Annotated in this window: 23 protein-coding genes and 1 pseudogene; 16 read left to right on the forward strand and 8 right to left on the reverse strand. The window is 72.1% G+C overall.

What is annotated here, in order from left to right; translation table 11 throughout:
- Positions 1-3: 3 nt before the first annotated feature.
- The 3 genes and pseudogenes from PT931_RS06035 to PT931_RS06045 form a co-directional block, all read left to right on the forward strand.
- Positions 4-183, forward strand: coding sequence for a DUF4244 domain-containing protein (locus tag PT931_RS06035; RefSeq protein WP_456244680.1), 180 nt, complete (start codon positions 4-6; stop codon positions 181-183).
- Positions 180-557, forward strand: coding sequence for a TadE family type IV pilus minor pilin (locus tag PT931_RS06040; RefSeq protein WP_456244681.1), 378 nt, complete (start codon positions 180-182; stop codon positions 555-557). The genes PT931_RS06035 and PT931_RS06040 overlap by 4 nt, the downstream gene beginning before the upstream one ends.
- A 41-nt stretch (positions 558-598) precedes the next feature.
- A pseudogene (locus PT931_RS06045) lies at positions 599-1090 on the forward strand (Rv3654c family TadE-like protein); the annotation flags it as partial.
- Positions 1091-1146: 56 nt separating this feature from the next.
- On the opposite strand, the gene PT931_RS06050 reads toward PT931_RS06045, so the two are convergent.
- Positions 1147-3804 carry a DEAD/DEAH box helicase gene (locus PT931_RS06050; protein ID WP_456244682.1) on the reverse strand — a complete coding sequence of 886 codons (2658 nt, stop codon included), beginning with the start codon at positions 3802-3804 and terminating at the stop codon, positions 1147-1149.
- 41 nt (positions 3805-3845) lie between these two features.
- On the opposite strand from PT931_RS06050, the gene PT931_RS06055 reads away from it, so the two are divergent.
- The 7 genes from PT931_RS06055 (at position 3846) to PT931_RS06085 (ending at position 11344) form a co-directional block, all read left to right on the forward strand.
- Positions 3846-4187, forward strand: coding sequence for an STAS domain-containing protein (locus tag PT931_RS06055; RefSeq protein ID WP_363725016.1), 342 nt, complete (start codon positions 3846-3848; stop codon positions 4185-4187).
- 5 nt (positions 4188-4192) lie between these two features.
- Complete coding sequence (locus PT931_RS06060) at positions 4193-4597, forward strand: ATP-binding protein (RefSeq protein WP_456244683.1); 405 nt, start codon at positions 4193-4195, stop codon at positions 4595-4597.
- Positions 4598-4732: 135 nt separating this feature from the next.
- The gene (locus tag PT931_RS06065; RefSeq protein WP_456244684.1) at positions 4733-6310 is read left to right on the forward strand and encodes a carboxylesterase/lipase family protein; all 1578 of its coding nucleotides are present in this window, start codon (positions 4733-4735) and stop codon (positions 6308-6310) included.
- A gap of 273 nt (positions 6311-6583) precedes the next feature.
- Positions 6584-7000, forward strand: a complete 417-nt coding sequence (locus PT931_RS06070; RefSeq protein WP_456244685.1) for an MmpS family transport accessory protein — start codon at positions 6584-6586, stop codon at positions 6998-7000.
- 65 nt (positions 7001-7065) lie between these two features.
- Entirely contained in the window at positions 7066-7560 is a 495-nt protein-coding gene (locus PT931_RS06075) for a YfbM family protein (protein ID WP_456244686.1), read from the forward strand.
- Between the two features lie 513 nt (positions 7561-8073).
- Positions 8074-10467 (forward strand): sodium-translocating pyrophosphatase, encoded by a 2394-nt coding sequence (locus PT931_RS06080; protein ID WP_456244687.1) that lies wholly within the window; start codon positions 8074-8076, stop codon positions 10465-10467.
- A gap of 235 nt (positions 10468-10702) precedes the next feature.
- A complete protein-coding gene (locus PT931_RS06085) occupies positions 10703-11344 on the forward strand; it encodes a class I SAM-dependent methyltransferase (RefSeq protein ID WP_456244688.1) in 642 nt (213 codons plus the stop codon).
- A gap of 43 nt (positions 11345-11387) precedes the next feature.
- On the opposite strand, the gene PT931_RS06090 is transcribed toward PT931_RS06085, so the two are convergent.
- Positions 11388-11933: a hypothetical protein gene (locus tag PT931_RS06090; RefSeq protein ID WP_456244689.1), complete on the reverse strand. Its 546-nt coding sequence runs from the start codon at positions 11931-11933 to the stop codon at positions 11388-11390.
- Positions 11934-11989: 56 nt separating this feature from the next.
- Between PT931_RS06090 and PT931_RS06095 the strand changes: the two genes are divergently transcribed.
- Both PT931_RS06095 and topA read left to right on the forward strand, forming a co-directional pair.
- Complete coding sequence (locus tag PT931_RS06095) at positions 11990-12568, forward strand: hypothetical protein (protein ID WP_456244690.1); 579 nt, start codon at positions 11990-11992, stop codon at positions 12566-12568.
- 164 nt (positions 12569-12732) lie between these two features.
- Positions 12733-15579 (forward strand): type I DNA topoisomerase, encoded by a 2847-nt coding sequence (gene topA, locus PT931_RS06100; RefSeq protein ID WP_456244691.1) that lies wholly within the window; start codon positions 12733-12735, stop codon positions 15577-15579.
- A gap of 99 nt (positions 15580-15678) precedes the next feature.
- On the opposite strand, the gene PT931_RS06105 is transcribed toward topA, so the two are convergent.
- Positions 15679-16953, reverse strand: a complete 1275-nt coding sequence (locus PT931_RS06105) for a D-arabinono-1,4-lactone oxidase (RefSeq protein ID WP_456244692.1) — start codon at positions 16951-16953, stop codon at positions 15679-15681.
- Positions 16954-17155: 202 nt separating this feature from the next.
- On the opposite strand from PT931_RS06105, the gene PT931_RS06110 reads away from it, so the two are divergent.
- Positions 17156-17692, forward strand: a complete 537-nt coding sequence (locus PT931_RS06110) for a TetR/AcrR family transcriptional regulator (protein ID WP_456244735.1) — start codon at positions 17156-17158, stop codon at positions 17690-17692.
- Between the two features lie 93 nt (positions 17693-17785).
- Here the strand turns inward: PT931_RS06110 and PT931_RS06115 are convergent, their stop codons facing one another.
- From PT931_RS06115 to PT931_RS06125, 3 genes are all read right to left on the reverse strand, one after another.
- A complete protein-coding gene (locus PT931_RS06115; RefSeq protein WP_456244693.1) occupies positions 17786-18448 on the reverse strand; it encodes a hypothetical protein in 663 nt (220 codons plus the stop codon).
- Positions 18449-18474: 26 nt separating this feature from the next.
- A complete protein-coding gene (locus PT931_RS06120; RefSeq protein WP_456244694.1) occupies positions 18475-19653 on the reverse strand; it encodes a trypsin-like serine protease in 1179 nt (392 codons plus the stop codon).
- Between the two features lie 284 nt (positions 19654-19937).
- Positions 19938-21113 carry a helix-turn-helix domain-containing protein gene (locus tag PT931_RS06125; RefSeq protein WP_456244695.1) on the reverse strand — a complete coding sequence of 392 codons (1176 nt, stop codon included), beginning with the start codon at positions 21111-21113 and terminating at the stop codon, positions 19938-19940.
- Positions 21114-21410: 297 nt separating this feature from the next.
- Between PT931_RS06125 and PT931_RS06130 the strand changes: the two genes are divergently transcribed.
- Both PT931_RS06130 and PT931_RS06135 read left to right on the forward strand, forming a co-directional pair.
- Complete coding sequence (locus tag PT931_RS06130; RefSeq protein WP_456244696.1) at positions 21411-21698, forward strand: hypothetical protein; 288 nt, start codon at positions 21411-21413, stop codon at positions 21696-21698.
- Entirely contained in the window at positions 21695-21865 is a 171-nt protein-coding gene (locus PT931_RS06135) for a hypothetical protein (protein WP_456244697.1), read from the forward strand. The genes PT931_RS06130 and PT931_RS06135 overlap by 4 nt, the downstream gene beginning before the upstream one ends.
- Positions 21866-21906: 41 nt before the next feature.
- Here PT931_RS06135 and PT931_RS06140 read toward each other — a convergent pair whose 3' ends face one another.
- Complete coding sequence (locus tag PT931_RS06140) at positions 21907-22470, reverse strand: RICIN domain-containing protein (RefSeq protein WP_456244698.1); 564 nt, start codon at positions 22468-22470, stop codon at positions 21907-21909.
- Positions 22471-22580: 110 nt separating this feature from the next.
- Here PT931_RS06140 and PT931_RS06145 point away from each other — a divergent pair, with 110 nt between their 5' ends.
- Positions 22581-25661 (forward strand): tetratricopeptide repeat protein, encoded by a 3081-nt coding sequence (locus PT931_RS06145; protein WP_456244699.1) that lies wholly within the window; start codon positions 22581-22583, stop codon positions 25659-25661.
- On the opposite strand, the gene PT931_RS06150 is transcribed toward PT931_RS06145, so the two are convergent.
- Entirely contained in the window at positions 25658-26830 is a 1173-nt protein-coding gene (locus PT931_RS06150) for an amino acid deaminase/aldolase (protein ID WP_363725045.1), read from the reverse strand. The genes PT931_RS06145 and PT931_RS06150 overlap by 4 nt on opposite strands.
- Between the last annotated feature and the right edge of the window lie 127 nt (positions 26831-26957).

The following is a 26957-nucleotide window of genomic DNA, read 5'->3' on the forward strand; positions in this document are numbered from 1 at the left end:
GACATGCGCACAGCTTTTCTCCGGGTACTCCGTCGATTTCGTGGCGATGCGGGAATGACCACGGCGGAATACGCCGTCGGTACGATCGCGGCCGTCGCGCTCGCCGGGATGCTGCTGAAGGCCGTGACGTCGGACGGCGTACTCGCGGCGCTGAATGCCCTGATCCACAAGGCGCTCCAGTGAGGGGCCCCGCGTTCCTCGCGCGCGGCCGTACCCGGCTGAGCGGCGATGCCGGGTCCGCGACCGTCGAGCTCGCGGCGTGCCTGCCCGCGATGGTCCTGTTGCTGCTCGCCGGCATGACGGCCGTGATGGCGGTCGTTGGCCAGGTGCGGTGTGTGGATGCCGCGCGGGAGGCCGCGCGCGCCCAGGCCCGGGGAGCGGACGGGGTCCTCGCCGGGCGGCGGGCCGCGCCCGAGGCGGCGGTATCCGTCACGCAGAGTGGGGAATCGGTAAGGGCCAGGGTGGTTCTTGTGGTGCGGCCCCTGGGGCTGCGGCTGCCAGGGGTCACTGTGAGCGCGGACGCGGTCGCCGCCCGGGAGCCGGGCGAGGCCCGATGACGCCCCGGGACCGCGGGGGTGCCGAGGGTCCGCGAAGCGCGATGACTGGCCCGGTCCGCGTGGGCTGCGGGGAGCGCCCCGAGCCACGCGGCCGCGATGGTCGCACGGGTCTCCGTGGTGCGGTGACCGCCCCGATCCGGCGGCGGGCTGGCGTGCACATTCCGGGCCGGCCGGCACACGTAGGGACCGTGCTTCGTGCGCGGTTCGGCGGAGGCGCTCGGGAACGCGGGTCCGCCTCCATGATCATGCTGGGGATCGGGCTGCTGCTCGCGGTGCTCGGCGGCCTGGGGGCCGTCGTCGGCGCGGCGGTGGTGGCCCGGCACCGGGCGGGCGTGGCGGCGGATCTCGGGGCGCTGGCCGGGGCGCAGCGGGCCGTCGAGGGTCCGGACGCGGCCTGTGCGGCGGCCGGGGCGATCGTCGCCGCCAACAACGCGCGGCTGGTCGGCTGCCGCCTGGACGACCTGGACCTGACGGTGACCACCGAGGTCACCCCGGCACTGGTCGTGCGCCACGGACCGGCCCGCGCCACCGCCCGGGCCGGTCCGCTCCGCGACGACGCGGACCCGTCCGCCGACAGTGTCGGGGCAGGTCAGGTGACGGTGGCGAGGGCGGACAGGACGGTGTCGAGTACCCGGAGAGCGCCCGGTTTGGAGAGCGGGTCGTTGCCGTTGCCGCACTTCGGGGACTGGACGCACGACGGGCACCCCGCCGGGCACTCGCAGGCCGCGATCGCCTTGCGGGTGGCGGTCAGCCAGTCGGTGGCCGCCGCGAACGCCCGCTCGGCGAAGCCCGCCCCGCCCTGGTGGCCGTCGTAGACGAACACGGTGGGCAGGTCCGTGTCCTGGTGGCGGGCCGTGGACAGGCCGCCGATGTCCCAGCGGTCGCAGGTCGCGATCAGGGGCAGCAGGCCGATCGCGGCGTGCTCGGCGGCGTGCAGGGCGCCGGGCAGGTCCGCCGGTTCGATGCCGGCAGGGGGATCGCCCGTGATCGTGTACCAGACGGCCACGGTCCTCAGCTGCCGCTCCGGCAGGTCCAGGGGCCGCTCGTCGATCACCTCGCCGCTGCTCAGCCGCCGGCGCTGGTACGCGACGACCTGGCTGGTCACGTCCACCTCGCCGAGGCTGAGCCGCACGGGGCCGGCGTCGATCGTGGCGTGCGTCTCCAGGATGCGCAGCTCGGTGACGTCGCGGGCGTGGGTGCTCCAGTCGGGCTCCTCGGCGCGGACGAGGGCCGCCCCGTCCTCCAGGTCCAGTTCGTCGACGACGTAGGAGGAGCCCTGGTGCAGGTACACGGCGCCGGGGTGCACCTGGGTGTGGGCCGAACCGGCGTCGACCGTGCCGAGGAGGCGGCCGGTTCCCGTCTCGATCACGGCCACCGGTTCGCCGCCCGTGCCGCGGAGGTCGACGGTCGGGCGGCGGTGACCGGTCCAGTACCAGCCGGTGGGGCGGCGGCGCAGCAGGCTGTCGCAGAACTCCTCGCTCGCCCCGAACAAGGGGAGGTCGTCCATGGTCAGGGGCAGCTCGGCGGCGGCGCAGCACAGGTGCGGCCCGAGGACGTACGGGTTGCCCGGGTCCAGCACGGTCGCCTCTACCGGCCGGCGGAACAGGGCGTCCGGGTGGTGCACGAGGTACGTGTCCAGCGGGTCGTCGCGGGCCACCATCACGCACAGCGCCTCCTGGCCCGAGCGCCCAGCCCGGCCGGCCTGCTGCCAGAGGGAGGCGAGCGTTCCCGGGTACCCGGTGAGCAGCACCGCGTCGAGGCCCGCGATGTCGACGCCGAGTTCGAGGGCGTTGGTGGCGGCGAGTCCGACGAGTTCACCGGAGCGGAGGGCCTTCTCCAGGGCGCGCCGCTCCTCGCGCAGGTACCCGGCCCGGTAGGCGGCCACCTGGTCGGTGAGGAAGTCGAGTTCGGCGTCGCGGAGGCCGCGCTTGGCCATGGTGGCGACCAGCTCGGCGCCGCGCCGGGACCGGACGAACGCGAGGGTGCGGACCCCGGCGGCGACCAGGTCGGCGAGGAGGGCGGCGGTCTCCCGGAGCGCGGTCTTGCGGATCGGGGCGCCGTGTTCGCCGATCGCGGGGCTCTCGTCCGTGGGGGAGGGGTCGTCGGTGTGCTCGGGGGGCTCGACGGACCACAGCTCCTCGGGATGCCCCTCCTCCGGCCCGGCCCCGGGCTCGGGGCGCCCGTCCGGCCACTGCTCGGCGTCCTCCGCCGGGACCCGGGGCGACACCGTGACAGCCTTCGTCACGATCCCCGCCCGGCCTCCCCCCAGAGCGACCGCCGCGTGCCCGGCCACATCCTCTCCGGCCCCGGCCGAGCCGTGCCCGACGTCGGCACGCCCGTCGGCGCCAGCCCCACCCCCGCCGCCGGCCCCGGCCTCAGCCCCGATCACCGACCCCAGAGCAGCTCCCGCCCCGGGCACATCACCCGGCCGGTCCGGGCTCGCGCTCTCCCACGGATCCCTCCGCCGCCGACTCAACACCGGCAACAACGGCGGCTCCCACAGCGCGAACGTCACCCCCGCCCGTGGCGAGGCGTCATCCGTCACCGCGATCACCGGCAACCCGGTGAGTCGGGAAGCCGACGCGGCCGGGTCGCTGACCGTGGCCGAGGCCAGTACGAAGACCGGCTCGGTGCCGTGCCGGGCGCACAGCCGCCGCAGCCGCCGGAGCACGTGCGCGACGTGCGAGCCGAACACGCCCCGGTACGTGTGGCACTCGTCGACCACCACGTACTGGAGCCGGCGCAGGAACCCCGCCCACCGGGCGTGCTGGGGCAGCATCCCGTGGTGCAGCATGTCCGGGTTGGTGAGCAGGAGCCGCCCGTGCCGGCGGAGCCAGTCGCGTTCGGCGCGCGGGGTGTCCCCGTCGTACACGGCCGCGGACACGTCGAAGCCGGTCAGGGAGCGCAGCTGGTCGGCGGCGAGGGCCTTGGTGGGGGACAGGTACAGCGCCGTGGCGTTCGTGGTGAGCAGCCGGGAGAGGACGGGCAGCTGGTACGCGAGGCTCTTGCCGGAGGCCGTGCCCGTGGCGATCACCACGTGCCTGCCCTCCCAGGCGGCGGTCGCGGCTTCGGCCTGGTGCGCCCAGGGCCGCTCGATCCCCCGGGCGGAGAGGGCCGAAAGCACCTCGTCGGGGACGAAATCGGGCCACTGAGCTGGGCGGCCGACCCGGGCGGGCACCCGTTCGACGTGGGTGACGAGGCCGGTGCGTCCGCGCACCAGGCGGGCCAATACGTCAATCGCCGTCACTCATGCACTCTGACACATCCAGAAGATGGTTAGATTCACCCATGGAGCTGTCGCTCGAAACCGAGGCTGTCGAGGACCGCACGCTGTTGCGGGTCGGCGGGGAGATCGACGTGTACACCGCCCCGAGCCTGCGGGAGCGGCTGGTCGAGCTCGCCGACGGCGGGGCCCGGCACATCGTCGTGGACCTGGAGATGGTGGAGTTTCTGGACTCGACCGGGCTCGGCGTGCTGGTGGGGGGCCTGAAACGGGCCCGGGCCAGCGACGGGACGTTCGTGCTCGTCTGTGACCAGCCCCGACTGCTCAAGATCTTTCGGATCACCGGGCTCGAGCGGGTCTTCGAGCTCTATCCATCGGTGACCGACGCGCTGGCTGGAGCGCGGTAACCGGGATGCCGACGGTTCGGCTGCGTTTCTCACCGTCGCCGGCGCACGTGCGTACGGCGCGCCTCGTTGCGGTCGCCTGCGGGCGTCGCGCGGGTGTCGCCGTGGACCGCCTGGAGGAGCTGAAGCTCGCGGTGGGCGAGGCGTGTGCCCGCGCGGTCGCCCGGCACCGGCGGGGCGGTCTCAGCGACATGGTCCTGTTGGAGCTGGTGGACGACGCCGGGTTCGAGGTCCGGGTCCTGGACTACGCGCCGGCCGACCCGGGCAATCCGGACGACCCGGAGGAGACGGTGGTCGCCGAGGCGGGTGTCGCGCTGCTCGCGGAGTCGGCCGACGTCCTGAAGGTCACCCCGGGCGCCGACGGCATCGGCAGCACCATCTCGCTCTGGTGGCCCACCGCGACCCACCGCTGAACCCCTTCGACGGGTACTGGCGCCCCGCACGACCCTCTCCATCCGGTACCCCTCTGACGGTGTCCGAAAGCCCCTGACCAGGTCGGTCAGCGTTCGGTGCCCGGCCGGTCAGCGCGGCCCAGCACCCTCTGCGGTATGAGAAAAACGACCGCAGCCCTCGCCGCGACCGCCACCCTCGCGGCCCTCCTCACCCTCGCCGCCCCCGCCTCCGCCGCCCCGGCCCAGCCCGCGACGGCCCCCGGGAGCACCGCGACCGCCGCCGACGTGGTCCGGACCAGATCGGGCCCGGTACGCGGCACGGTCACCCCCACGACCCGCACCTTCCAGAACATCCCGTTCGCCGCCCCGCCCACCGGCGACGCCCGCTACCGCCCGCCCGGCCCGGTCACCCCCTGGCGCGACACCCGCGACGCCACCCGCCCCGGCGCCGCCTGCGCCCAGCCCGCCGGCCTCCCGGTCGGCCGGCCGAGCGCCGAGGAGGACTGCCTGGTCCTGAACGTGACCACCCCGCGCACGGACCGGCGCGACCTGCCGGTGATCGTCTGGCTGCACGGCGGCGGCCTGGTCTACGGCGTCGGCGACGTGTACGACGCGGCGCGGCTCGCCCGGCAGGGGCAGGCCGTCGTCGTCACCGTGAACTACCGGCTCGGCGTGTTCGGCCTCCTGGCCCACCCGGCGCTCGGCCCGGACTCCGGCAACCTGGCGCTGGCCGACCAGCAGGCCGCGCTGCGCTGGGTACGCGACAACGCCCGGTCGTTCGGCGGCGACCCGGGGAACGTGACGGTGTCCGGGGAGTCCGGCGGCGGGTTCAGCGTGTGCGCGCACCTGGCGTCGCCGGCCTCGGCCGGGCTGTTCCACCGGGCGATCCTGCAGAGCGCGCCGTGCACCGGTTGGGGCAGCCGGCCCCGGGCGGAGTCCGAGCGGCTCGGGCTGGACCTGGCCGCGCGGATGGGTTGCCCCGATCCTGCCGTCGCCGCCGCCTGTCTGCGGGGCACCGACGCCGCCGCGATGATGGCGGCCACCCCGATGGTCACCGAGATGCAGTACGAGACCGGGGGCGCGCTGTTGCCGGTCAGCCCCGGGGAGGCGTTCGCGTCGGGCCGGTTCAACCGGGTGCCGGTGCTGTTCGGGATCAACCATGACGAGGAGCGGCTGATGGTGGCCGGCCAGGAGTTCTTCATGGGGCGCCCGCTGACCCGGGAGGAGTACGAGGCCCGGGTCCGGGCGATGTTCGGGGAGCGGGCCGGGCGGGTGCTCGCGGAGTACCCGGTCGGGGACCGGTCGCCCGGGCTCACCCTGGCCACCGTGCAGACCGACCACACGTGGGCGCGGCCGGCGGTGGACACGCTGCGGCTGCTGGCCCGGCGTACCCCGACGTTCGGCTACGAGCTGGCCGAGCAGCGCACCCCGGCCATGGTCGGGTTCCCGGAGATGAGTTTCCCGCTGGGCGCCCCGCACACCGGTGACCTGCCGTACCTGTTCGACATGCCCTTCATGGCCCGCCCCGACGCCGAACAGTCCCGCCTGGCCACCGAGATGATCGGGTACTGGACCCGCTTCGCCCGCACCGGCGACCCGAACGGCGGCGGCGCGCCGTGCTGGCCGGCCCAGACTCCGGGGCGGCCGTTCACGATGTCGCTGGACGTGGCCGGCAGTCACGGCACGGACCTCGCGGCGAACCACCGCTACGCCTTCTGGTCGCAGCTCGCCTGACCGCCGAGCCCGACCGCCGAGCCTGGCCGCCAAGCCCGACCGCCGAGCTCGACCGCCGAGCCGACCGTCCGACGGGGCGCCGCATCCACACCGGGTGCGGCGCCCCTGCGCGTCCCGGCGCCCACCGCGTCCCGACGCCCGCCCGCGGCCCACGTCGCGCCCTCGTGCCCCGAACCGCCGGGTGCCCGTCACGGTGCCGCCCCGGCTCGGCCGTTCGGCCCGTTCCCCGTGCCGGGAATGGTGATCACCGATGGCGGATGACACTCTGTTCCGGTGACGACTCCCGCCGCCCCGCCCCCGCCCGCCGCGCGCCCCGCCCGGGCCAGGTTGCCGAAGCCCGTGCTGGTCGGGCTCGCCGTGGTCGGGGCGGTGGCCCTGTTCGTCGGCTCGGCCGCGCTGGTCTACACGCTGAACGGCGGCGGAGCGGGCGGGCACGAGATCCGCTTCGAGATCACGTCGACCGGGACGGACCCGGCCACGGTCAACTGGTCCGGCAACGCCGACGCGGAGATCCTCACGAACGAGTCCCTGCCGTGGTCGAAGACGGTGACCCTGCGGGAGGGCATCGTCGGGGTGACGGCGTCCGCGCCGGCAGGGGTCCTCACCTGCCGGTTGCTGGTCGACGGCAAGCAGGTGGACAGGAACGAGGCGGACCTGGTCGTCAACTGCTCGACCACCGTGTCCAGGTAGGACGGCGGGGCCGCGACGGGCGGCCGACACCCCGCGATGTCGTACCGGCTGGCTAGCCTGCGCCGATGGGCATCAACGGGCAGTACCTCCGACTCACCCCCGACGAGCTGGCGGAGCTCCTGGCCATGGAGGGCGGGGCGGCGGTCGACCTGGCGTACGAGATCGCCGACCGCGAACCCGAGGACGCGCTCCCGGCGGAGGCCCGGTACCTGACCACCCACAAGGCGTGGCACGCCCTCGAGTTCTTCCTGAGGCGGGTCGACTTCCCCGTCGACATCGTCTACGGCGAGACGTCGTTCACCGAGGTCGACTGGGGCTACGGCCCGGCCCGCTACCTGAGCCCCGAACGGGTCCGCGAGGCGGTGGCGGCCATGGCCCGCACGGACTGGGCCGCGCTCGACGACGTCCGGGCCGCCGATCTGGCCGCCGCGGAGATCTACCCGGCGATCTGGGACAGCCAGGAGGCGGTCGCGTGGGTCCAGGGTTGGTTCGCGCCACTGGTGCCGTACTTCGGGGCGGCGGCGGAGGACGGGGACGCGGTCGTGATCTGGCTGTCCTGACCGGCCGGGCCCGGGCCCTACCGGCGGCTCGGAAGGAACAGGCAGAACCGACAAACGCGCCGCTCACAGACTTGTGGGCTATGTGCGGACAAGTACGCCCGGGGCGGCCCGAGGGTGCCGGGGCGGCGCAGCCGTACCCAAAGGATGATCCTGATCTGTCGATCTTTGGTGGCGCAAATCACTACGCGGCTTTTGGCGCCTCGCCCTGTCCCGGGTCAGACCAAGGGTGACCTGCGCAGACCACTCACAACTTCGACTCCGACCAAGATCCCTAGCATAGAGACGAAAGTCTTTCAAAAAGAGGTGGAGGCAGATGTGACTACGCCCACGATCTCGGGCTAGAGTACGCGGGTCGTGTCACAGCGTTCCCGAGCTGTGACACGTCGGCGTCGACCCGCCAGGGCCGACGGGGATCGCTACTCCACATGTGGAGCACGCCGCCCTCGGCGGGCCACGGAGCGGCCCGACCGCTTCCTGAAGCCGTTAGCTGGGCGCTCGTTATCAGGAGGACGGATGTCCGCAGTACCTCTCGCCGTCGGCGGGAACGGGGCGGCCCTGACTGGTTCGAACACCACCTACGTGATCATCGCCGCTGCCATCGCGCTCCTCGCGCTCGGCTTCGCGGCGGGTCTCGTCAAGGCGGTTCTCGCCACCGACAAGGGCACCCAGAAGATGCAAGACATCGCCGGGGCCGTACAGGAGGGCGCCAGCGCCTACCTGAACCGCCAGTTCAAGGCGTTGGCAGTACTCGTGGTCATCGCGGTGGGCCTGCTGTGGCTGCTGCCGGCGGATGGCGGAAACTCGATCCGGTTCGGCCGTTCGGCGTTCTTCATCGTCGGCGCGCTGTTCAGCGGCTTCATCGGCTGGGCCGGCATGTCGCTGGCCACCCGCGCGAACCTGCGGGTCGCCGCCGCCGCCCGGATCAGTGAGGGCGGCCGCGAGACCGCCATGCAGATCGCGTTCCGGACCGGTGGCGTCGTCGGCTTCCTCACCGTCGGCCTCGGCCTGTTCGGTGCGGCGCTGGTCGTGCTGCTGTACAAGGGCGACGCGCCCACCGTGCTGGAGGGCTTCGGCTTCGGCGCCGCGCTGCTCGCGATGTTCATGCGGGTCGGCGGCGGCATCTTCACGAAGGCCGCCGACGTCGGCGCCGACCTGGTCGGCAAGATCGAGAAGGGCATCCCGGAGGACGACCCGCGCAACGCCGCGACCATCGCGGACAACGTGGGCGACAACGTGGGTGACTGCGCCGGTATGGCCGCGGACCTGTTCGAGTCGTACGCGGTGACCCTCGTCGCCGCCCTGATCCTCGGCAGCGCGACCTTCGGCAGCGAGGGCCTCGTGTTCCCGCTGATCGTGCCGGCCCTCGGTGTGCTCACCGCCATCATCGGCGTGTTCATCACCCGGCTCCGCAAGAGCGACAAGAGCGGCATGACCGCGATCAACCGCGCGTTCTACATCTCGGCCGCGATCGCCGCGGTCCTGTGTGGCGTGGCCTCGTACGCGTACCTGCCGGCCACGTTCGCGGAGCTCGACACCACGGACAAGGCGATCCTCGCGCACGGCGGCGACCCGCGGCTGTTCGCGATCGGCGCCGTCGTCATCGGCATCGTGCTCGCGGCGATCATCCAGGCCCTCACCGGGTACTTCACGGAGACCTCCCGCAAGCCCGTCCGCGACATCGGCAAGTCGGCCCTGACCGGCCCGGCGACCGTCGTGCTCGCCGGCATCTCCGTCGGCCTCGAGTCGGCCGTCTACACCGCCCTGGTGATCGGCGCGGCCGTGTTCGGCGCGTACCTGCTCGGCGGTGGCGTGCTGCTGCTGTCGCTGTTCGCGGTGGCGCTGGCCGGTTGCGGTCTGCTCACCACGGTCGGCGTCATCGTGGCCATGGACACCTTCGGCCCGATCTCCGACAACGCGCAGGGCATCGCCGAGATGTCCGGTGACATCGACGAGAAGGGTGCCCGCACCCTGACCGACCTGGACGCGGTGGGCAACACCACCAAGGCCATCACCAAGGGCATCGCGATCGCCACGGCGGTCCTCGCGGCGACCGCCCTGTTCGGCGCGTTCACGGCGATCATGCGCACCGCGCTGGAGAAGAACGGCGCGGACGTACTCCTCAAGGCGCTCGGCGAGACCGACACCAACATCCCGGTGTCCAAGCTGATCGACGAGTACATCCTCAAGGTTCTCAACGTGTCCGACCCGCGCAACCTCGTCGGCCTGATCGTCGGCGCGGCGGTCGTGTTCCTCTTCTCGGGGCTCGCGATCAACGCGGTGTCGCGCTCGGCGATGGCCGTGGTGTTCGAGGTGCGTCGCCAGTTCCGCGACTTCCCCGGCATCATGGACGGCACCCAGCGTCCGGAGTACGGCAAGGTCGTGGACATCTGCACCCGGGACGCGCAGCGCGAGCTGATCACCCCGGGTCTGCTGGCCGTGATGGCCCCCGTGGCAGTGGGCTTCGGGCTGGGCGTGGGCGCGCTGGGCGCGTACCTGGCCGGCGCGATCGCCACCGGCACCCTGATGGCCGTGTTCCTCGCCAACTCCGGTGGCGCGTGGGACAACGCGAAGAAGATGGTCGAGGACGGCGCGTACGGCGGCAAGGGCTCGCCGGCGCACGAGGCGACCATCATCGGCGACACCGTCGGTGACCCGTTCAAGGACACCGCCGGCCCGGCCATCAACCCGCTGATCAAGGTCATGAACCTGGTCGCGCTGCTCATCGCCCCGGCGGTCGTGCTGCTCAGCCTCGGCGCCGACATGAACAACGGCGTCCGGATCGGGATCGCGGTCGCGGCCGCCGCCATCATCTTCGTCGCGGTGCTGATCAACAAGCGTCGCCCGAGCGCGATCGACGCGGCCGAGGAGACGAACGGCAGCGAGGCGCAGGAGAAGGTGAACGCGTAACACCGGTTCGATCGAGGGGGCCCGGCGCGTTCGGCGCCGGGCCCCTTTGCCTCGCGCACGGAAACACCGCCCGGAGGCCGACGGAAGCCTCCCGGGCAGGCTCGAAAAGAGCCAGATCCCTTTCCGGGTACCGGAAGAGCGGCGTCGGCGGGTGTCGGGTCTCTGCCACAGGCGCTGACGAGAGCCGGACGTTTCCGGGCACCCCTCGGGGCCCGGCCCCCGATAACCTGATCGGGTGACTGCGCCCAGCTATGACAAGGTCGCCGCCCGCTACCTCGACGAGATCGGTGACGAACTCGTCGGCAAACCGCTCGACCGGGGACTCCTCCTCGCCCTCCTCGAACTCGCCGGCCCCGGCCCGGTCGCCGACCTCGGCGCGGGCCCCGGGCACGTCGCGGACTTCCTGCGCGGCCACGGGGCCGACGTGTTCGGCCTGGACCTCTCGCAGGGCATGTGCGCCGCGGGCGCCGGGCGGTACGGGCTGCCGATGGTCGCCGGCGACCTCACCCGGCTCCCGCTCCGGTCGGGCTCCCTGAGCGCGCTGACGGCCCTGTACACCGTCATCCACCTCTACGCCGAGGACCGGGCCCGCGCGTACGGGGAGTTCGCGCGGGTGCTGCGCCCGGGCGGGTACGCGCTGGTGTCGTTCCACGTGTCCGACGCGGAGCACCTGGCCGGCGAGGCGCTGACGATGGACTCCTGGTGGGGCGAGAGCGTCGACCTGACGTTCCGGTTCCTGGACCCGACGGCCGAGCAGGGCAGCATGTCCCGGGCGGGGCTGGAGATCGTCAGCACGGTCGAGCGCGGCCCGCTCGACCCGGCCGAGCACCAGAGCAACCGGGCCTACCTGCTGGCCCGGAGGCCCTTCACGGCGTGACTCGCCAGGGGACCCGTCACGGCGTGACCGGCCCGGCGGCCCGTCACGGCGTGGACTGGCAGTTCTTCGCCGTCGTGAACGCCTTCTTCAGCTCCGGCGAGTCCAGCTTGGCCGGATCGGCGGAGTCCGGCTGGTACTCCTGCTTGAGGGTCTCCATCGCCGTGGTCACCCCGTCGTAGAACGGCTTGTCCACGTCCGTCGGCAGCCCCTCTATGGTCCGCCGGGCCTTCCCGTAGGCGTCCCGGGCGGCGGCGATGGCCTTGACCAGCTGGTCGGAGAACTGCGAGCCCTTGTCCACGTCGGGCACCCCCGCCCCGGACACGGTGATCCGGGCGGTCTCCGAGGCGCTCTCCGCCCCGCCGAGCAGCCCCAGGAGGCTCTGCTGGGCCTCGTGCGGGCTCTTGGCGGTCGCCATGCTGTCCTGGGCGTTCTTGGTGAGCTGGCCGACCTTGACCTGCCAGGTGCGGACGGACACGCACACCGAGTCGGCCCACCGCTCGGGGGCGACGGGGGACTCGCAGCCGGCGAGGAGCCCGCACCCGGCCAGCAGGAGGACGAGGGTCAGAGCTGCGCGGCTGCGTGAGGCCATGCCGGACAGTCTAGGAGCATGTCCCGGGAGCACCGAACAGTCGTACGATGCACTCGATGAATCAGCTGTCCCTCTTCGCCGCGGAGTCGACCGACCGGAGTCCTCTGGACCTGGCCGGTCTGCTGGCGGGCCCGGGTCAGCTGGTCCGGATGGGCGGCACGGCCCGGGTGTCGGTGGTGGTGGCCGACGAGTGGCGCGCCCTGGCCCTGGCGGGGGAGTACGCGGCCCGGGGCCTGGGCGGCGACCGCACCACGACCGCCGAGGAGCACATCTCGGTCCGGACGGTCTACTCCAAGGAGCTGGCCCCGCTGGGCAGCTGGCTGCGGGGCGCGGTGAAGATGCCCCCGGCCGACCTGGAGCTCGACGGGCACAAGTTGCGGCTCTGGGTGATCGCGGCGGGCTGTCCGGGGGACAACCGGAGCTACCACCTGCCGCTGGCCGCCACGGACGAGCGGTCCTGGCGCGCGGTGGGGTCGGCGATCGCCCGGGCGGGGCTCCCGGCGGAGCTGGTCGGGCCCCGGGCGGGCGGCCCGGCGTACCGGATCGTGGGGCGGCGGAGGATGAGCCGGCTGGCCGAGCTGGTGGGGCCGGCTCCGCGCGGGGCGCCGGCGGAGGAGTGGCCGGAGCGGCGCTGAGTACCCCGAAAAATTTTGAAATTACGGTCATATGAGCAGGTTCGAGGGCGAATGAGGGGCCAAATCGCCACCTGCGCAACTGGCCGTTCGGTCGGCGCGTTACGTTTAACTATTGATCGCCGCCTTAAGAAGGCTTGCCTACTGCACTAGGGGACTGGAGTACCGTGCCTCGTTCCACAAGCACCCGCCTGGTCATCGTCGAGTCCGCGGCGAAGGTCAAGATCATCGCGGGCTACCTCGGCTCGGGCTACGTCGTGGAGTCGAGTCTGGGACACGTCCGGGACCTGCCGCGCGGGACGAAGGACCTCCCCGAGGAGTACAAGAAGCAGCCCTGGGCGTATCTGGGCGTCAACGTCGACGACAACTTCACCCCGGTCTACGTGATCAGCGCGGACCGCAAGAAGCAGATCACCAAGCTGAAAGCCCTGATCAAGGACGCCGACGAGCTCTACCTCGCCACAGACGGCGACCGTGAGGGCGAGGCCATCGCCTGGCACCTGATCGAGACGCTCAAGCCCAAGATCCCCGTCCGGCGGATGGTCTTCAACGAGATCACCAAGCCGGCGATCCTCGCAGCGGTGGAGAACCTCCGCGACCTGGACAAGGACCTGGTCGACGCCCAGGAGGCGCGCCGGATCCTCGACCGCCTCTACGGGTACGACGTCTCGGCCGTCCTCTGGAAGAAGGTCCAGCGCGGCCTCTCCGCCGGCCGGGTCCAGTCGATCGCGACCCGGATCGTGGTGGAGCGCGAGCGGCAGCGGATGGCCTTCCACGCCGCCACCTACTGGGACATCCTGGCGGCGCTGGTCGGCGGCAAGGAGAAGGGCGCCTTCACGGCCACCCTCAACGCCCTCGACGGCGTGAAGACGGCGACCGGCAAGGACTTCGACCCGGCGACCGGCCAGGTCCGGGTCGGCACCCAGGTCGTGCACCTCGACGAGCAGGGCGCCCGGGGTCTGGCGGCGCGGCTCGAGGGCCGTGACTTCGTCGTGGACCGGGTCGAGGAGAAGCCGTACCGGCGGAAGCCGTACGCGCCGTTCATCACCTCCACCCTGCAGCAGGAGGCGTCGCGGAAGCTGCGCTACTCCTCGCAGCAGACGATGCGGGTGGCCCAGCGGCTGTACGAGAACGGTTACATCACCTACATGCGTACCGACTCGACGAACCTGTCGCAGACGGCGCTCAACGCGGCCCGCCAGCAGGTCCGCGAGCTGTACGGTGACCGGTTCGTGCCCCCGCAGCCCCGGTTGTACACGAAGAAGGCCAAGAACGCCCAGGAGGCCCACGAGGCCATCCGGCCGGCCGGTGACGCGTTCCGCACCCCGGGCGACGTGGCCAAGGAGATGCCGGTCGACGAGCTGAAGCTCTACGAGCTGATCTGGCGGCGCACGATCGCGTCCCAGATGACCGACGCGATCGGCAACTCGACCTCGGTCCGGATCAAGGCGAGCACGACGAGCGGCGAGGTCTGCGACTTCACCGCGTCCGGCAAGACGATCACGGACCCGGGCTTCCTCAAGGCGTACGTCGAGTCCACCGACGACGAGAACGAGGAGTCCGAGGACGCGGAGAGCCGGCTGCCGGTGCTCGTCAAGGGCGACCAGCTGCGGGCCGACGCGCTGACCCCGACCGGGCACACCACCCAGCCGCCGTCGCGCTACACGGAGGCCTCGCTGATCAAGGCGATGGAGGAGCTGGGCGTCGGCCGCCCGTCGACGTACACCCCGACGATCCAGACGATCCAGGACCGGGAGTACGTCTTCAAGAAGGGCCAGGCCCTCATCCCGTCCTTCACGGCGTTCGCGGTGATCCAGCTCCTGGAGCAGTACTACCCGCGCCTGGTGGACTACAACTTCACGGCCTCGATGGAGGACGAGCTCGACCAGATCGCCGGGGGCGAGTCCGCGTCCGTCGACTTCCTCCGCGGGTTCTACTTCGGCGGCGAGGACGGCCCCGAGGGTTCGGTGGCCCGCTCCGGCGGCCTGCAGAAGATGGTCACGGAGAACCTGACCGAGATCGACGCGCGCGCCGTCAACTCCATCCCGCTGTTCGACGACGTGGTCGTCCGGGTCGGCCGCTACGGTCCGTACCTGCAGAAGGGCGAGGACGCCGAGGCCCGCGCGGCCATCCCGGAGGGGGTGGCCCCCGACGAGCTGACCCGGGAGAAGGTCGAGGAGCTGTTCATCGGCGGTAACGGTGAGCGCGACCTCGGGCCGCACCCGGAGACCGGCGAGCCGATCCTGGTGAAGACGGGCCGCTACGGTCCGTACATCTCCAGTGGGGAGAAGTCGGCGTCGCTGTTCAAGACGCAGTCCCCGGAGACGGTCACCTTCGAGGAGGCGGTGCAGCTCCTGACGCTGCCGCGCGTGGTCGGCAAGGACCCGGAGGGCGAGGAGATCGTCGCCACCTCGGGTCGCTACGGGCCGTACATCAAGCGCGGCACGGACTCGCGGTCGATCGAGACCGAGGAGCAGATCTTCACGATCACCCTGGACGAGGCGCTGGCGATCCTGGCCCAGCCGAAGATGCGGGCCGCCCGGGGTGCCGCCAAGCCGCCGCTGCGCGAGATGGGTCCGGACCCGGTCACCCAGAACCCGCTGGTCATCAAGGACGGCCGGTTCGGGCCGTACGTCACGGACGGCGAGTACAACGCGTCGCTGCGCCGGGGTGACACGGTCGAGGAGCTGACGATCGAGAAGGCGTCGGAGATGCTCGCCGAGAAGCGGGCGGCCGGCCCGGCCAAGAAGAAGGCCACCAAGAAGGCGGCTACCAAGAAGGCCGACGCCCCGACGGCGAAGAAGGCGGCGGCGGCCAAGAAGACGACGGCGGCGAAGAAGACCACCGCCGCGAAGAAGGCCCCCGCGCCGAGTAAGAAGCCCGCCGCTGGCGCGGCGGCGAAGGCCGCGGCCCCGGTCAAGGAGCTGACCGAGACGCAGAAGGCCAACCTGGCGGTGAAGGCCGCGATGGCCGCCGCGAAGAAGGCCGCGAAGGCTGCGGCTTCGGCCGAGTAGACCCTTCGGGGAGGTGCCGCCGCCCGCGCCGGACGGCGGCACCTTTCCGAGGCCTCGCCGGGCGCCTCCCGAACCCCGGGCCCCGGATGCCTCCCGAACCTAGATCCCGAACACCTTCTCCGTGTACGCGTTCGCGAACCGCCGCCCCGGGTCCAGCTCCTCGCGCAGCCCCAGGAACTCGTCGAACCGGGGATAGGCCGGCCGCAGGTCCTCGGCGGTCCGGTAGTTCATCTTCCCCCAGTGCGGCCGCCCCCCGAGGTCCAGCGCCATCCGCTCGAACTCCCGGAAGTACTCCTCGTACGGCATCCCCAGGTACTGGTGGATCGCGATGTAGCACGAGTCGCGGCCATAGGACGGGGACAGCCACAGCTCGTCGGCCGCCGCGCACCGCACCTCGACCGGGAACACGATGTTGTAGGGCAGCCCCGCGATCACCCGTTGGAGCCCGGCGAACGCCTCCCGGAGCACGGCGCGCGGGAAGCTGTACTCCATCTCCACGAACCGCACCCGGCGCGGCGAGCAGAACACCGCGTGCGAGGCCCCGGTGAACTCGCGCGCGGACAGCACCCGCGCCGACAGCCGGGTGATCCGGGGTACGAGCCGGGGCGCGGCCCGCCCGACCCGGCACAGCCCGTCGAACGCGGTGTTGGACAGGAAGTCGTCCTCCAGCCAGCTGCGGAACCCGCCGAGCGGCCGGTCGTCGCGCTCGACCCGGTTGTTGGCCTTGGTGAGCGCGCGGTCGGTGTACGGGAACCAGTAGAACTCGAAGTGGTCGTTGGCGCCGAACAGGTCCTCGTACCCGGCGAGGACGTCGTTCAGGGGCACCGGGCCCTCGGTGGCGTGCAGGACGAACGCCGGGCAGCAGCGCAGCGTGACCTCGGTGAGCACCCCGAGCGCGCCGACCCCGACGACGGCCCCGTCGAACCCGGGTTCGCCCTTCGTGAACCTGCGGACCTCCCCGGTGCCGGTGACCAGCTCCAGGGCCTCCACGAACGTGGCCAGGCCGCCGAGTCGGGAACCCGTCCCGTGCGTACCCGTCGAAATGGCCCCCGCGATCGTCTGGGCGTCGATATCGCCCAGGTTGGGCAGGGCCAGGCCGTGGGAGGCCAGCAGGGGGTTGAGCACGTGCAGCGGCATGCCCGCACCCACGGTGACCAGGTCGTTCTCGACCCGGACCAGGTCGGCGAACCCGTCGAGGGACAGCCGGAGTCCCTTCGTGACCGCCGCCGCGCTGAAGGAGTGCCCGGAGCCGAGCGCCTTTATCGGACCATCGAAGGCCTTGATGGCATCGATAAGCTCGTCCCGAGAGCCCGGGGCAACCGCCCTTGCCGCGGTCTCGCGCTGGTTGCCGGCCCAGTTCCGCCATTCCTGCATGTGACGTGAGTACTCTTCATGTCTGCCCCGCGTCAAGGGGCCGGAGGGGGACGGCTCCAGTTCGTTGGGACGAATCGGGCATGATGTGCAGACGGTTAGTGTACGGACACGGAGGCACTAGGACATGGCGGTTAATCAGGTCCGAAGCGGGCCACTGCGCCGACTGCCGGTGCAGGAGCGGAGCGCCGCGCGCGTCGAGCGGATGCTGGACGCCTGCGCCGCCCTGGTCGACGAGCTCGGTTACGAGGACCTCACCACCACCCTCGTCGCGGAGCGCGCGGAGGTCGCGATCGGCTCGGTCTACCAGTTCTTCCCGGACAAGCGGGCCCTGGTCCAGGCGCTCACGGAACGCAACCTCGGGGAGTACCTGCGCCGGATCGGCGAGCGATTCGCCGCCGACACGGTCGTGCACTGGTGGGACGGCGTGGACGCGGTCATCGAGGAGTACATCGCCCTGCGCCGCGACCTGCCCGGGTTCCGCACCCTGCACTTCGGCGACGTGGTCGACGTGCACCTGCTCGACCCGGAGCTGGACAACAACGCGGCCATCGCGGCGCGGCTCGGCGGGCTGCTCGCGGACCGGTTCGGGGTGAACCCGCCGGAGCTCCAGTTGGCGGTGGCCGTCGAGACCGGCGACGCGCTGATCAAGTTGGCGTTCCGGCGCGACCCGAACGGGGATCCCGAGGTGCTGGCCGAGGGCAAGGCGATGATCCGCGAGTACCTGGCGAAGCACGTGTAGCTCCTCGGCACGCCTGCTCGTGAGCGCCACGGGCGGGCGAGCCGCGGCCGGGTTCGAGGCCCTCGGGGAACGCGGCCGCGGGTCCGGCGAGGGTTACGGCATCGCGGCGGTCGCACCAGTGACCGTGCAGGGTGGGCCGCTGAGGTCTGCGGTGCGCTGCGGTCCGACGCATACCGATCCGGTGGGGTACAACCCGTCGAGGTCGGACCCCCGCACGCTGAACGGGTGGCGCACGGTGTCGCCCCGGTAGTAGCTGCCGTGGTGGGTCACCTCGATGACGCGCCCGTCGGGGTACTGGAACAGGAAGCGGTGTGCCGGGCTGCCGCCGGTGAGCGTGAGTCCGTCGCGGTGGCCCCTGCCGAAGTACTCGCCGGAGGTGCGGGGGCTGATCATCCGGCGGAGCAGCGCCGAGGCGGTGGCGACGGCCGCAGGCTGGGTCGTGTCGGTCATGGTGGCCAGGGGCTGGTCCCCGGGGTACATGCAGACGACCAGGCGGACGGCACTCCACTCGACGAGTTTGTCGGTACCGCCCTCGTCGTCGCCGCCGCGCCAGGCGGGGCTGGCCAGCGGGCACGTGGGGCGCGCGAGAGTGCTCACGTCGAACGGGACGGACGGCGGCGGGGTGTCGGACGGGTCGGCAGGGTAGGCCACGTGCGGCGCACTCCGCCAGGGTCTGGCCCCGCTGGCCATGGCGACACCCCCGGCGGCGACGATGAGAACGCCGGCAGCGGCGATGATCCAGCGGAGCCGAACCATGGTGGTGCCTCCTGACGTGTCGGGCGCTATGCGCTGGTCACGACGCCGGACAGGCCGAGGTCGACGGCGGCGGTGTAGTAGTCCTGGAACACCAGCGTCGAGCCGCCGCTGTCCCCACTGCCCCCGGTGATGGTGCCGATGACCCGGACGCGGTTGCCGTCGAGCCAGAAGACCGGCCCTCCGGAGTCGCCACGAACTGCCGCGACGCCTCCGGTCGTCCTGGTGGCGACGATCAGGTCGGTGATCCAGTAGTTGTAGTCCCCGTCGGAGTCCGGGCTGGCAGAGGTGACGTAGATCTGTGCGGCGAACTGGTTGCCGACCTGAATCGAGCAGTGCACGCCGGACGCCGCACCGGAGTCGCAGACCCACTGCCCGGGCCTGGCGTAGTCCCAGCCGGACACGGATTTACCCCAGTCCGAGGTCGTGCCGCCGTCGTAGACGCGCCCGCCGTAGCTCTGCCCGTCGAGCGACACGAGGATCACATCGTGACCCCAGTTCTCGGGGCCCGGCGTCCAGCCCATGTAGCCGCCGATGTAGTTGTACACGTTGTCGGGGGCGGTGGCACAGTGCCCGGCGGTGAGCATGTAGCGCGTGCCGTTGCGCCACACGGCGAACCCGGTGGTACAGCCGTAGGTGCCCTTGACGTTGTGAACGGACATGTATGACCCGCCCCACCACGGGGCGTTGTCGTAGCGCCGGTTGCGCTGCAACTCGATGCGCTCGGGCGCTTCCAGTGTGATCGGCACCCCGCCGAGGGTCGCCAGGGGCAGGGTACGGATCCCCGGATTGTCACTGCGGATCGTGAGCCCGGTGCCTTCGCCACTCCACAGGATCTGCTCGGGGGCGCGGGTCGCGGTTGACGCGAGGTGCTTGTGGACGGCGAGCGCGGCGGCCTTCTGCTCGGCTCTGGACCAGGCCGCCGGTGACACATGGACCTTGGTGCGCTTGCGCGCCTCGGTCACGGCGTCGGCGACGGGCTGCGGAAGGGTGCCTTTCCAGTACAGGGTCAGTCCGCCCCGGGGCCCGTAGGCGAGGGAGGTGTACCCGGCGGTGTCGCTCACGTCGATGGCGCGTTGGAGCTCATCGGCGATCGGGGCGTCGGTGCGTTGGGCGAGCATCGCGGCGTAGGTGTCGGCCGACATGCCGTAGGGCACGGGGTCGGCGGCCTGCGCCGGGGTGGAGATCAGCAGTGCCGAGACGATCACGGCCAGGGTGGCGGCGGCTTGACGGTGTGCGGCGGTTCTCCCTGGGGTTGGCAAAGCGTTCCTTTCCTGATCAAGTAGGGAACTTACGCCCACCGTCACCGTATCGACGAGGCGGCGACGCTGCCAGAGTCGAGGCGGACACCGGACACCTACAGGAACGCCTTCCCTCCCCGCGATAGGTGGGGAACACGTCCAACCCGAGTACCTGGCGAAGTACGTCCAGCTCCGTCCGGGTAGGCGCGAGCCCCGGACAACTTCGGATGCCCGGGGCTCTGGCGTGCGGCTCAGCCTGGCAGGTCCAGGCCGAGCCCGTTGGCCATCCGAGTGAGCGGCCCGGCCACCGCGCGCCGCCGTGCCCGCTGAACGAGCACGGCCACGCCCTCACGGGCAGAGGGGTGCACCCGGAAATGCTGGGGTGCGGAGCGCTCGGCCCGATCAAGCGCCGCCACCGCGTCAGCCTCGCGCCCGCTTGCCTTGATCAGCGAGCGCCCGAGATCCATGTAATACCAGCACTGCCGATTGGGTGCGGTGACAATGTCCGCCCTGGTCTGCTCGGCCAACTGACTCGCCATGTCGGGATCTTCGAACTCGGCGGCGAGCGACATTCCCCAGAAGTTGACGTTGGTCGGACCGAACCACAACCGGGCGAATCCGGAGTCCGTCGGCTCGCCGAGCGCCGCAGCTTCCCGGCCGGCTTCGGTCAGATACGACATCGCGTCACCATGCTTCAACGCCACGGCGGAGCTGTAGGCCGCCATGAGGAGAAGTAGTCCATAGGCCTGTCTGACATTCGGGTCAGCCGTGTGGCGCTGAAGGTCGTTCGCGGCGGCTGCCGCAAGCCGGCCGACCAGTTCGGCACTCTCATGTGGGTAGGACTGGTAGAGGTTGAACAGGCCCAGTCCACGCCACGCCGGATCTTCGAGTTCTCGCGCGTAGGTCCAGCCTGCCTGCCCGGCCAACAGGGCGAGGTCGGCGTAGCCGGTGTACTTGAGCAGGAAGCGGGAGACGAAGAGGGTCTCCACCATTGCGGTGCCGCCGTGCCCGGCGAGATCCAGAAGAAGCTGCGGCAGGATCGGAGCGAGGGCTGCATACTTGCACTGCTCCCGTAGCTGGTTGGCCAATGTCGCTTCAGCCGCCAACACATTCAGCGGCCGGCTGGGTTCGCGACGTTCGCCGGCCGAGATCTCCACCAGTGCCGCCCGAATCGCGGGAACGTGCATCGCCGCAGCGGCTTTGCTCGGGTCCGTGGGGTCACCAGGCTCACCCAGGAGTTCGGCCACCGTGATGCCGAGTGCTCCCGCGAGGGCGATCTGGGTCGACCGGCGGTCCAGCGGCCGGTCTCCGCGTTCAATCTGACTCAGGTATGGCTGCGAGAGGCCAGCGCGATCAGCAAGGACCTGCTGACTGAGCCCGCCCCGGCGGCGTCGCCAATATCGAAGCCGTTCTCCCAGGGTCTCCATGCGATCGAGCCTAAGTCGGCTACCCAGGGTCGGCAATTGCTCACAGCAATAAGGGGCGACGGTGCCGATCGTTAATCTTCAGCGGCTCTGACGCTCCACAGCGGAGGGAGGTGATCAATATGCGCGACTTCTTGAGGGTTCTCGCCGACGTGCTCGACACGCAACCGAACGGCGATCCTGTCGACCCGCTCGACGGCGAGGCGCCGGAGGCGGAATAACCACGGTAGTGAAGGCAAGGGGGCCGGAAGCTTCTGACGGCTATTGTCCGGCCCCCTCTGACCCCGGAGGGCTACACCCATGCTCGAACTTTCCGACGACCAGCGCAACCTCTTGTCCATGTGCGTGGTCGGCCTGGTCGCCGAATACGGACCCGGCGACCTCGACGCGCTGATCTTCCGCGACCCGCACGGTCGCTTCGGCATCAGCGAAGGCCCGCACGCCCCGGCCGGCTGCGAACCCGTCATCACCCGCGCTGCCGTCGACCGGCTCATGGTGACCCACGTCTTCGTACCCCACGACTTCGAAAGCCCTTCGACCTTGGCGATGTTCGTCGAATACGTCTGCCAGACCGTGGACCTCCCGTGACCGGCCCGACCCGCGAACTCCCGATCCTCGGGTCGCCCCGGCACCGACCACCGTCCCGAGGGCTGGCGGAAGCCGCCGTCGAGGGCGCGTGCCTGCTCGCCGTGGCCGTTTTCGTCGGGTGCCTGCTCACCTACGCCGTGGCCCCCGCCTTCGGCTGGCAGTCCTAGGCACGGCGGAGGGGCGGGCCTCACCGGCCCGCCCCGGACGGTCAGTGCTCGCGGGTGGCCGTCAGGCAGGTGGTGCAGCTCGACTCGCGGAAGTGCTCCTTCCAGACCTGCTGGGTGCTCGCGCTGTTGCAGGTGAGCTGGTAGAGCGCCGTACCCGAGTTGGAGTGGTTGAGGCACTTGCCGCTGTTCACGTTCTTGATCATGTAGTTGGTGGTGCCGTTCGGGTTGGCGCTGTGGTACTGCACCTTCCACTGCTGGTTCGCCCCGCCCGAGCACGCCCACTGCTGGACCGTGCCGCCGTCGGCGGTGGACCAGTTCGCGAGGTCGAGGCACTTGCCGCTGTGCTGGGCCACGATCTGCACGCCCGCACCGGAGGACTGGAACGTGAACTGCTGGTTGCCCGAGCCGCTGGAGTTGGGGACCTTGCAGCCGAACTCCTGCACGATCGCGCCGTTGCCGGTCGAGCGGTCCTTGACGTCGATACACAGGCCGGTGGCCTTGTTCGAGTACTGCAACCACCAGACGTCGGCCTGCGCGGCGGACGGGGCCAGCGTGACGAACGCGACCGCGGCGGCGGCGAGCGTCATGAGAATGCGCTTCAACATGAGACCTCATTTCCTGGGTACTGGGCGGAGCTGGGTTGCATAGTTGCCCCACTCGGCACACAGCCGCGCACACACGTGCGTGTGCATGCCGACGGCGACGGGAGACCACAGTGGAGCTGCGTGTCCTCGGGGTGCTGGAGATCCGGGAGGGGCGCGCGACGACCGCGCCCCGGCGGCGGCTGACCAGGGTGCTGCTCGGCATGCTCGCGTTGCGCGCCAACCTCCCGCTGTCCACCGACGCGATCGTGGAGGCGCTGTGGGACGGGGGGCCGCCGCGTTCCGCCCGGGCGAACCTGCGCTCCTATGTGGCCGAACTCCGCCGGCTGCTGCCCGGCGCCGAGCCCGCCGATCCCCGGGTGGAGGCCGTGCGCGGCGGGTACCTGCTGCGGGTCGGCACCCTCGGCCTGGACGTCCTGCGCTTCGAGGCCCTGGCCGCCGAGGGCCGCCAACACCTGGCCGACGGCGGGTACGGGTCGGCCGCCGACCGGCTCGGCCGCGCCTCGGCCCTGTGGCGGGGTCCGGTGCTGGCCGGGCTGGAGGTGCCCGGGGCGGTGGCCGCCGAGGCCCGGCTGCTGGAGGACCGCCGGCTCGACGTCACCGAGGACGCGATCGACGCCCGGCTCGCGCTCGCCCAGCACGCCGACCTGGCCTGCCAGCTGCCGACCCTGATCGCGGGCAACGAGCTGCGCGAACGCCGGTGGGGCCAACTGATGCTCGCGCTGTACCGGTGCGGCCGGCAGGCGGAGGCGCTGGAGACCTACCAGCGGCTGTACCGGCTGCTGGCCGAGGAGCTGGGGGTCGAGCCGGGGCCGGCCAGCCAGGAGCTGCACTGCCGGATCCTGCGCTCGGATCCGGAGCTGTCCCTGGGGGCGGCCGGCCCGGGGCCCGGCCGCCCCTGGCAACTCCCACCCGCCCCGGCGGTCTTCACCGGTCGCGCCCCGGAACTGGCGCAGCTCGACACCGCCATGCGCCCGACCCCCACCCCGCGCGCCCCGATCACCCTCACGGTCCTCAGCGGCACCGCCGGCGTCGGCAAGACAGCCCTCGCCCTGCACTGGGCGCACCGGGCCCGCGAACAGTTCCCCGACGGCTGCCTGTACGTGGACCTGCGCGGCTACGGACCCGACCAGCCCCGCCACCCGGACGACGTGCTGGTCGAGTTCCTCCAGGCCCTCGGCGCGGAGTCCGCCCGCGACCTGACCGGCGCGTACCGCACGGTGCTCGCGGGCCGCCGGCTGCTCGTCGTCCTCGACAACGCGTACTCCGCCGACCAGGTCCGGCCCCTGCTGCCGGGCGACTCGTGCGGGGTGCTCGTCACCAGCCGCGACGCGCTCGCCGGCCTGGTGGCCCGCGACGGCGCGACCCGGGTCGACGTGGACCTGCTCCCGGCCTCCGACGCCGTGGACCTGCTGCGCGCCCTGATCGGCGGCCGGGCCGAGTCCGAGCCCGGGACCGCCGAGACGCTCGCGCACCGGTGCGCCCGGCTGCCCCTCGCGCTGCGGATCGCCGCCGAGCTGGTGGCCGACTCCCCGGCGACCACCCTGACCGAGCTGGCCGGGGAACTCACCGACGTGCAGCACCGGCTCGACGTGCTCGACGCGGGCGGGGACTCCCGGACCGCCGTCCGGGCGGTGCTGTCCTGGTCCGACCGGCACCTGTCCGCCGGGGCGGCCCGGGCGTTCCGGCTGCTGGGGCTGCACCCCGGCAGACACTTCGACCGGTACGCGCTCGGCGCGCTCGCCGACGCCCCGCCCCGGGCCCTGCTCGGCGGCCTGCTGCGCGCGCACCTCGTCCACGAGGTGTCCCCGGGCCGGTACGCGTCCCACGACCTGCTGCGCGGGTACGCCCACGAACTGGCCGCCGGGCTCGACGAGCGGCACGCGGCGGTGGCCCGGCTGCTCGACCAGCAGGCGTACACGGCGTCGGTGGCGATGGACCTGGTGTACCCGTACGAGGCGCACCGCCGCCCGAAGGCGTTCGAGCCGACCGTGCCCACCGAGGCGTTCGAGGGGCCCGACGCCGCCCGGGCCTGGCTCGACGCGGAACTCGGCAACCTGCTCGCGGCCGTCCGGCTCGCGGCTGCGGGCCCCTGGTCCGGGCACCTGGCGACCCTGTCCGGCACCCTGCACCGGCACCTGTACACCCGGGGCCGGTACGCCGACATGCTCGACGTGCACGGCCTGGCCCTCGACGCGGCCCGGGCGGCGGCCGACCCGCGCGCGGAGGCGGCGGCCCTACACGACCGGGGGATCGCGCTGGTCCGCCTGGGCCGGCACGACGAGGCGGGCGAGGACCTGACCCGCGCGCTGGCCGTCCGGGTGGAGACCGGCGACCGGGCCGGAGAGGGCGCGACGAGACACGGCCTGGGCATGCTCGCCAACCAGCTGTCCCGCCCGGAGGAGGCGCTCGACCAGTTCCGCCGGGCCCTCGCCCTCGGCAGGGAACTGGGGGACCGGGTCACCGAGGGCGCGGTACTCGGCAACATCGGCCTCGTGCACGAGTGGCTGGGCGAGTGGCCGGCGGCGCTGGACTGCTACGACCGGGCGCTGGCGATCCACCGCGCCACCGGCTTCCGGACCGGCGAGGGCGACACCCTGAACAACCTCGCGATCGTGCACCGGCAGGCCGGCCGGATCCCGGAGGCCGTCGAGCACCTGGAACGGGCCCTGGCGGTGTACCGGGGGACCGGCGACCGGGGCGGGGTCGGCGTGGCGCTGAACAACCTCGGGCTGGCCGCGACGAACCGGGGCGAGTGGGCGACCGCCCGCCGGCTCCTCGACGAGGCCCTAGCCGTGCACCGCGACCTGGGCAGCCGGGTCGCCGAGCTGGAGACCCTCAACATCCTGGGCCTGCTCGACCACCGGGAGGGCCGCCGGGACGACGCGGTGGCCCGGTTCCGGGGCACCGTGGCCCTCGCCGTGGACCTCGGGTCACCCGGCGGCCTGATGAACGCCCACCACGGGCTCGGCCTGGCCCTGGAGGCGGTGGGCCGGCACCCGGCGGCCCTGGTGCACCACGAGGCCGCCGTGGAGCTCGCCAGGGGCTGCGGGGCGCGTTCCTCGGAGGCGGACGCGCTGGCGGGCGCGGCCCGGTGCGCCCCGGACCCGGCGGAGGCGGCCCGGTTCCGCGCGGCGGCCGACGCCCTCTACGCGGCGCTGGGCGTCCCGGCCGGGTCGGTGGTCACCGCCTAGAGGAACGCCTTCCCCTCGCCCCGGTAGGTGGGGAACACGTCCACCACCCGGTCCCCCTCCACCACGTGCAGCTCGTTGACGTGCTCGCACAGCTCCCCGGCTTTCGCGTGCCGGAACCAGACCCGGTCCCCGACCCGCAGCGCGTCGGCCCCGGGCCCGTGCAGCGGGGTCTGCACCTCACCGGCCCCCTCGGAGCCACTCAGGGCAAGACCTTTCGGCAGGTACGGGCTGGGCAGGCGGCTGCCGTGCGCCGGTCCCGAGGCGATCCAGCCGCCGCCGAGCACGGTCGCGATGCCCGGGGCGGGGCGGCGGACCACGGACAGCGCGAAGAGGGCGGCCGGGCGGGGCTGCCAGGCGGAGTACCCGTCGAAGAGGGTCGGGCCGAACAGGCCGCTGCCGGCGGTCAGCTCGGTGACGGCGTCCTCGGCCGTGGTCAGGTGCAGGCTGCCGGTGCCGCCGCCGTTGACGAACTCCAGCTCCGCGTGCCGGCGCACCGCCGCGACGGCCGCCGCGCGGCGCTCGGCCAGTTCGGCGACGGACCGGCGCTGGATGAACCGGATCACCCGGCTGTAGGCGCGCCGGCCCGGCTGGGCGTCGCCGAGCCCGGCGATCTGTGCCTCGTACGCCATGATGCCGACCAGGGTGAAGCCCCGGCGCGCGGCGATCCGCCCGGCGAACTCCCCGAGCGCGGCCGCGCTGTGCAGGGGCGAGCGCCGGACCCCGATGTGCGCCCCGAACGGCCGCCAGGACGCGTCGAGTTCCAGACAGAGTCGGAAGTCGGGCCGTGCGCCCGGTGCCACGACGGCGTCGATCAGGTCAAGCTGTGCGGGGTCGTCGACCATCAGCGTGATCTTGTCGGCGTGTTTGACCAGGTCGGCGAGCCCGCCCCGGTCGGCCGTCGGGTACGCGACCAGGATGTCGTCGCTGGTGCCCGTCTCGGCGAGCCAGAGCGCCTCGGCGAGCGTGAAGGCCATGACCCCCGCGTACCCGGGGAGGGCCAGGGCTCGTTGGATGAGGGGCCGACAGCGCACCGACTTGCTGGCGACCCGGATCGGTTTGCCGCCCGCCCGCTGGAGCATGGCGGCGGCGTTGGCGTCGAAGGCGGCGGAGTCGACCACCGCGAACGGCGGGTCGAGATCGGTGGTCGCTAGGTCATAGCGCGCAGGCATGGCCCAGCTTAACGCGAAACTCGCTCACATTGATGGTGCCACCGAGTCCGACGGCCAACAGTTATACAGTGATCGGCAGTATCAGGCGTTCGAGTTGGGGGATTCGTCATCAGCGCGCAGGTCGATC

It is taken from the genome of Longispora urticae, assembly GCF_053902585.1.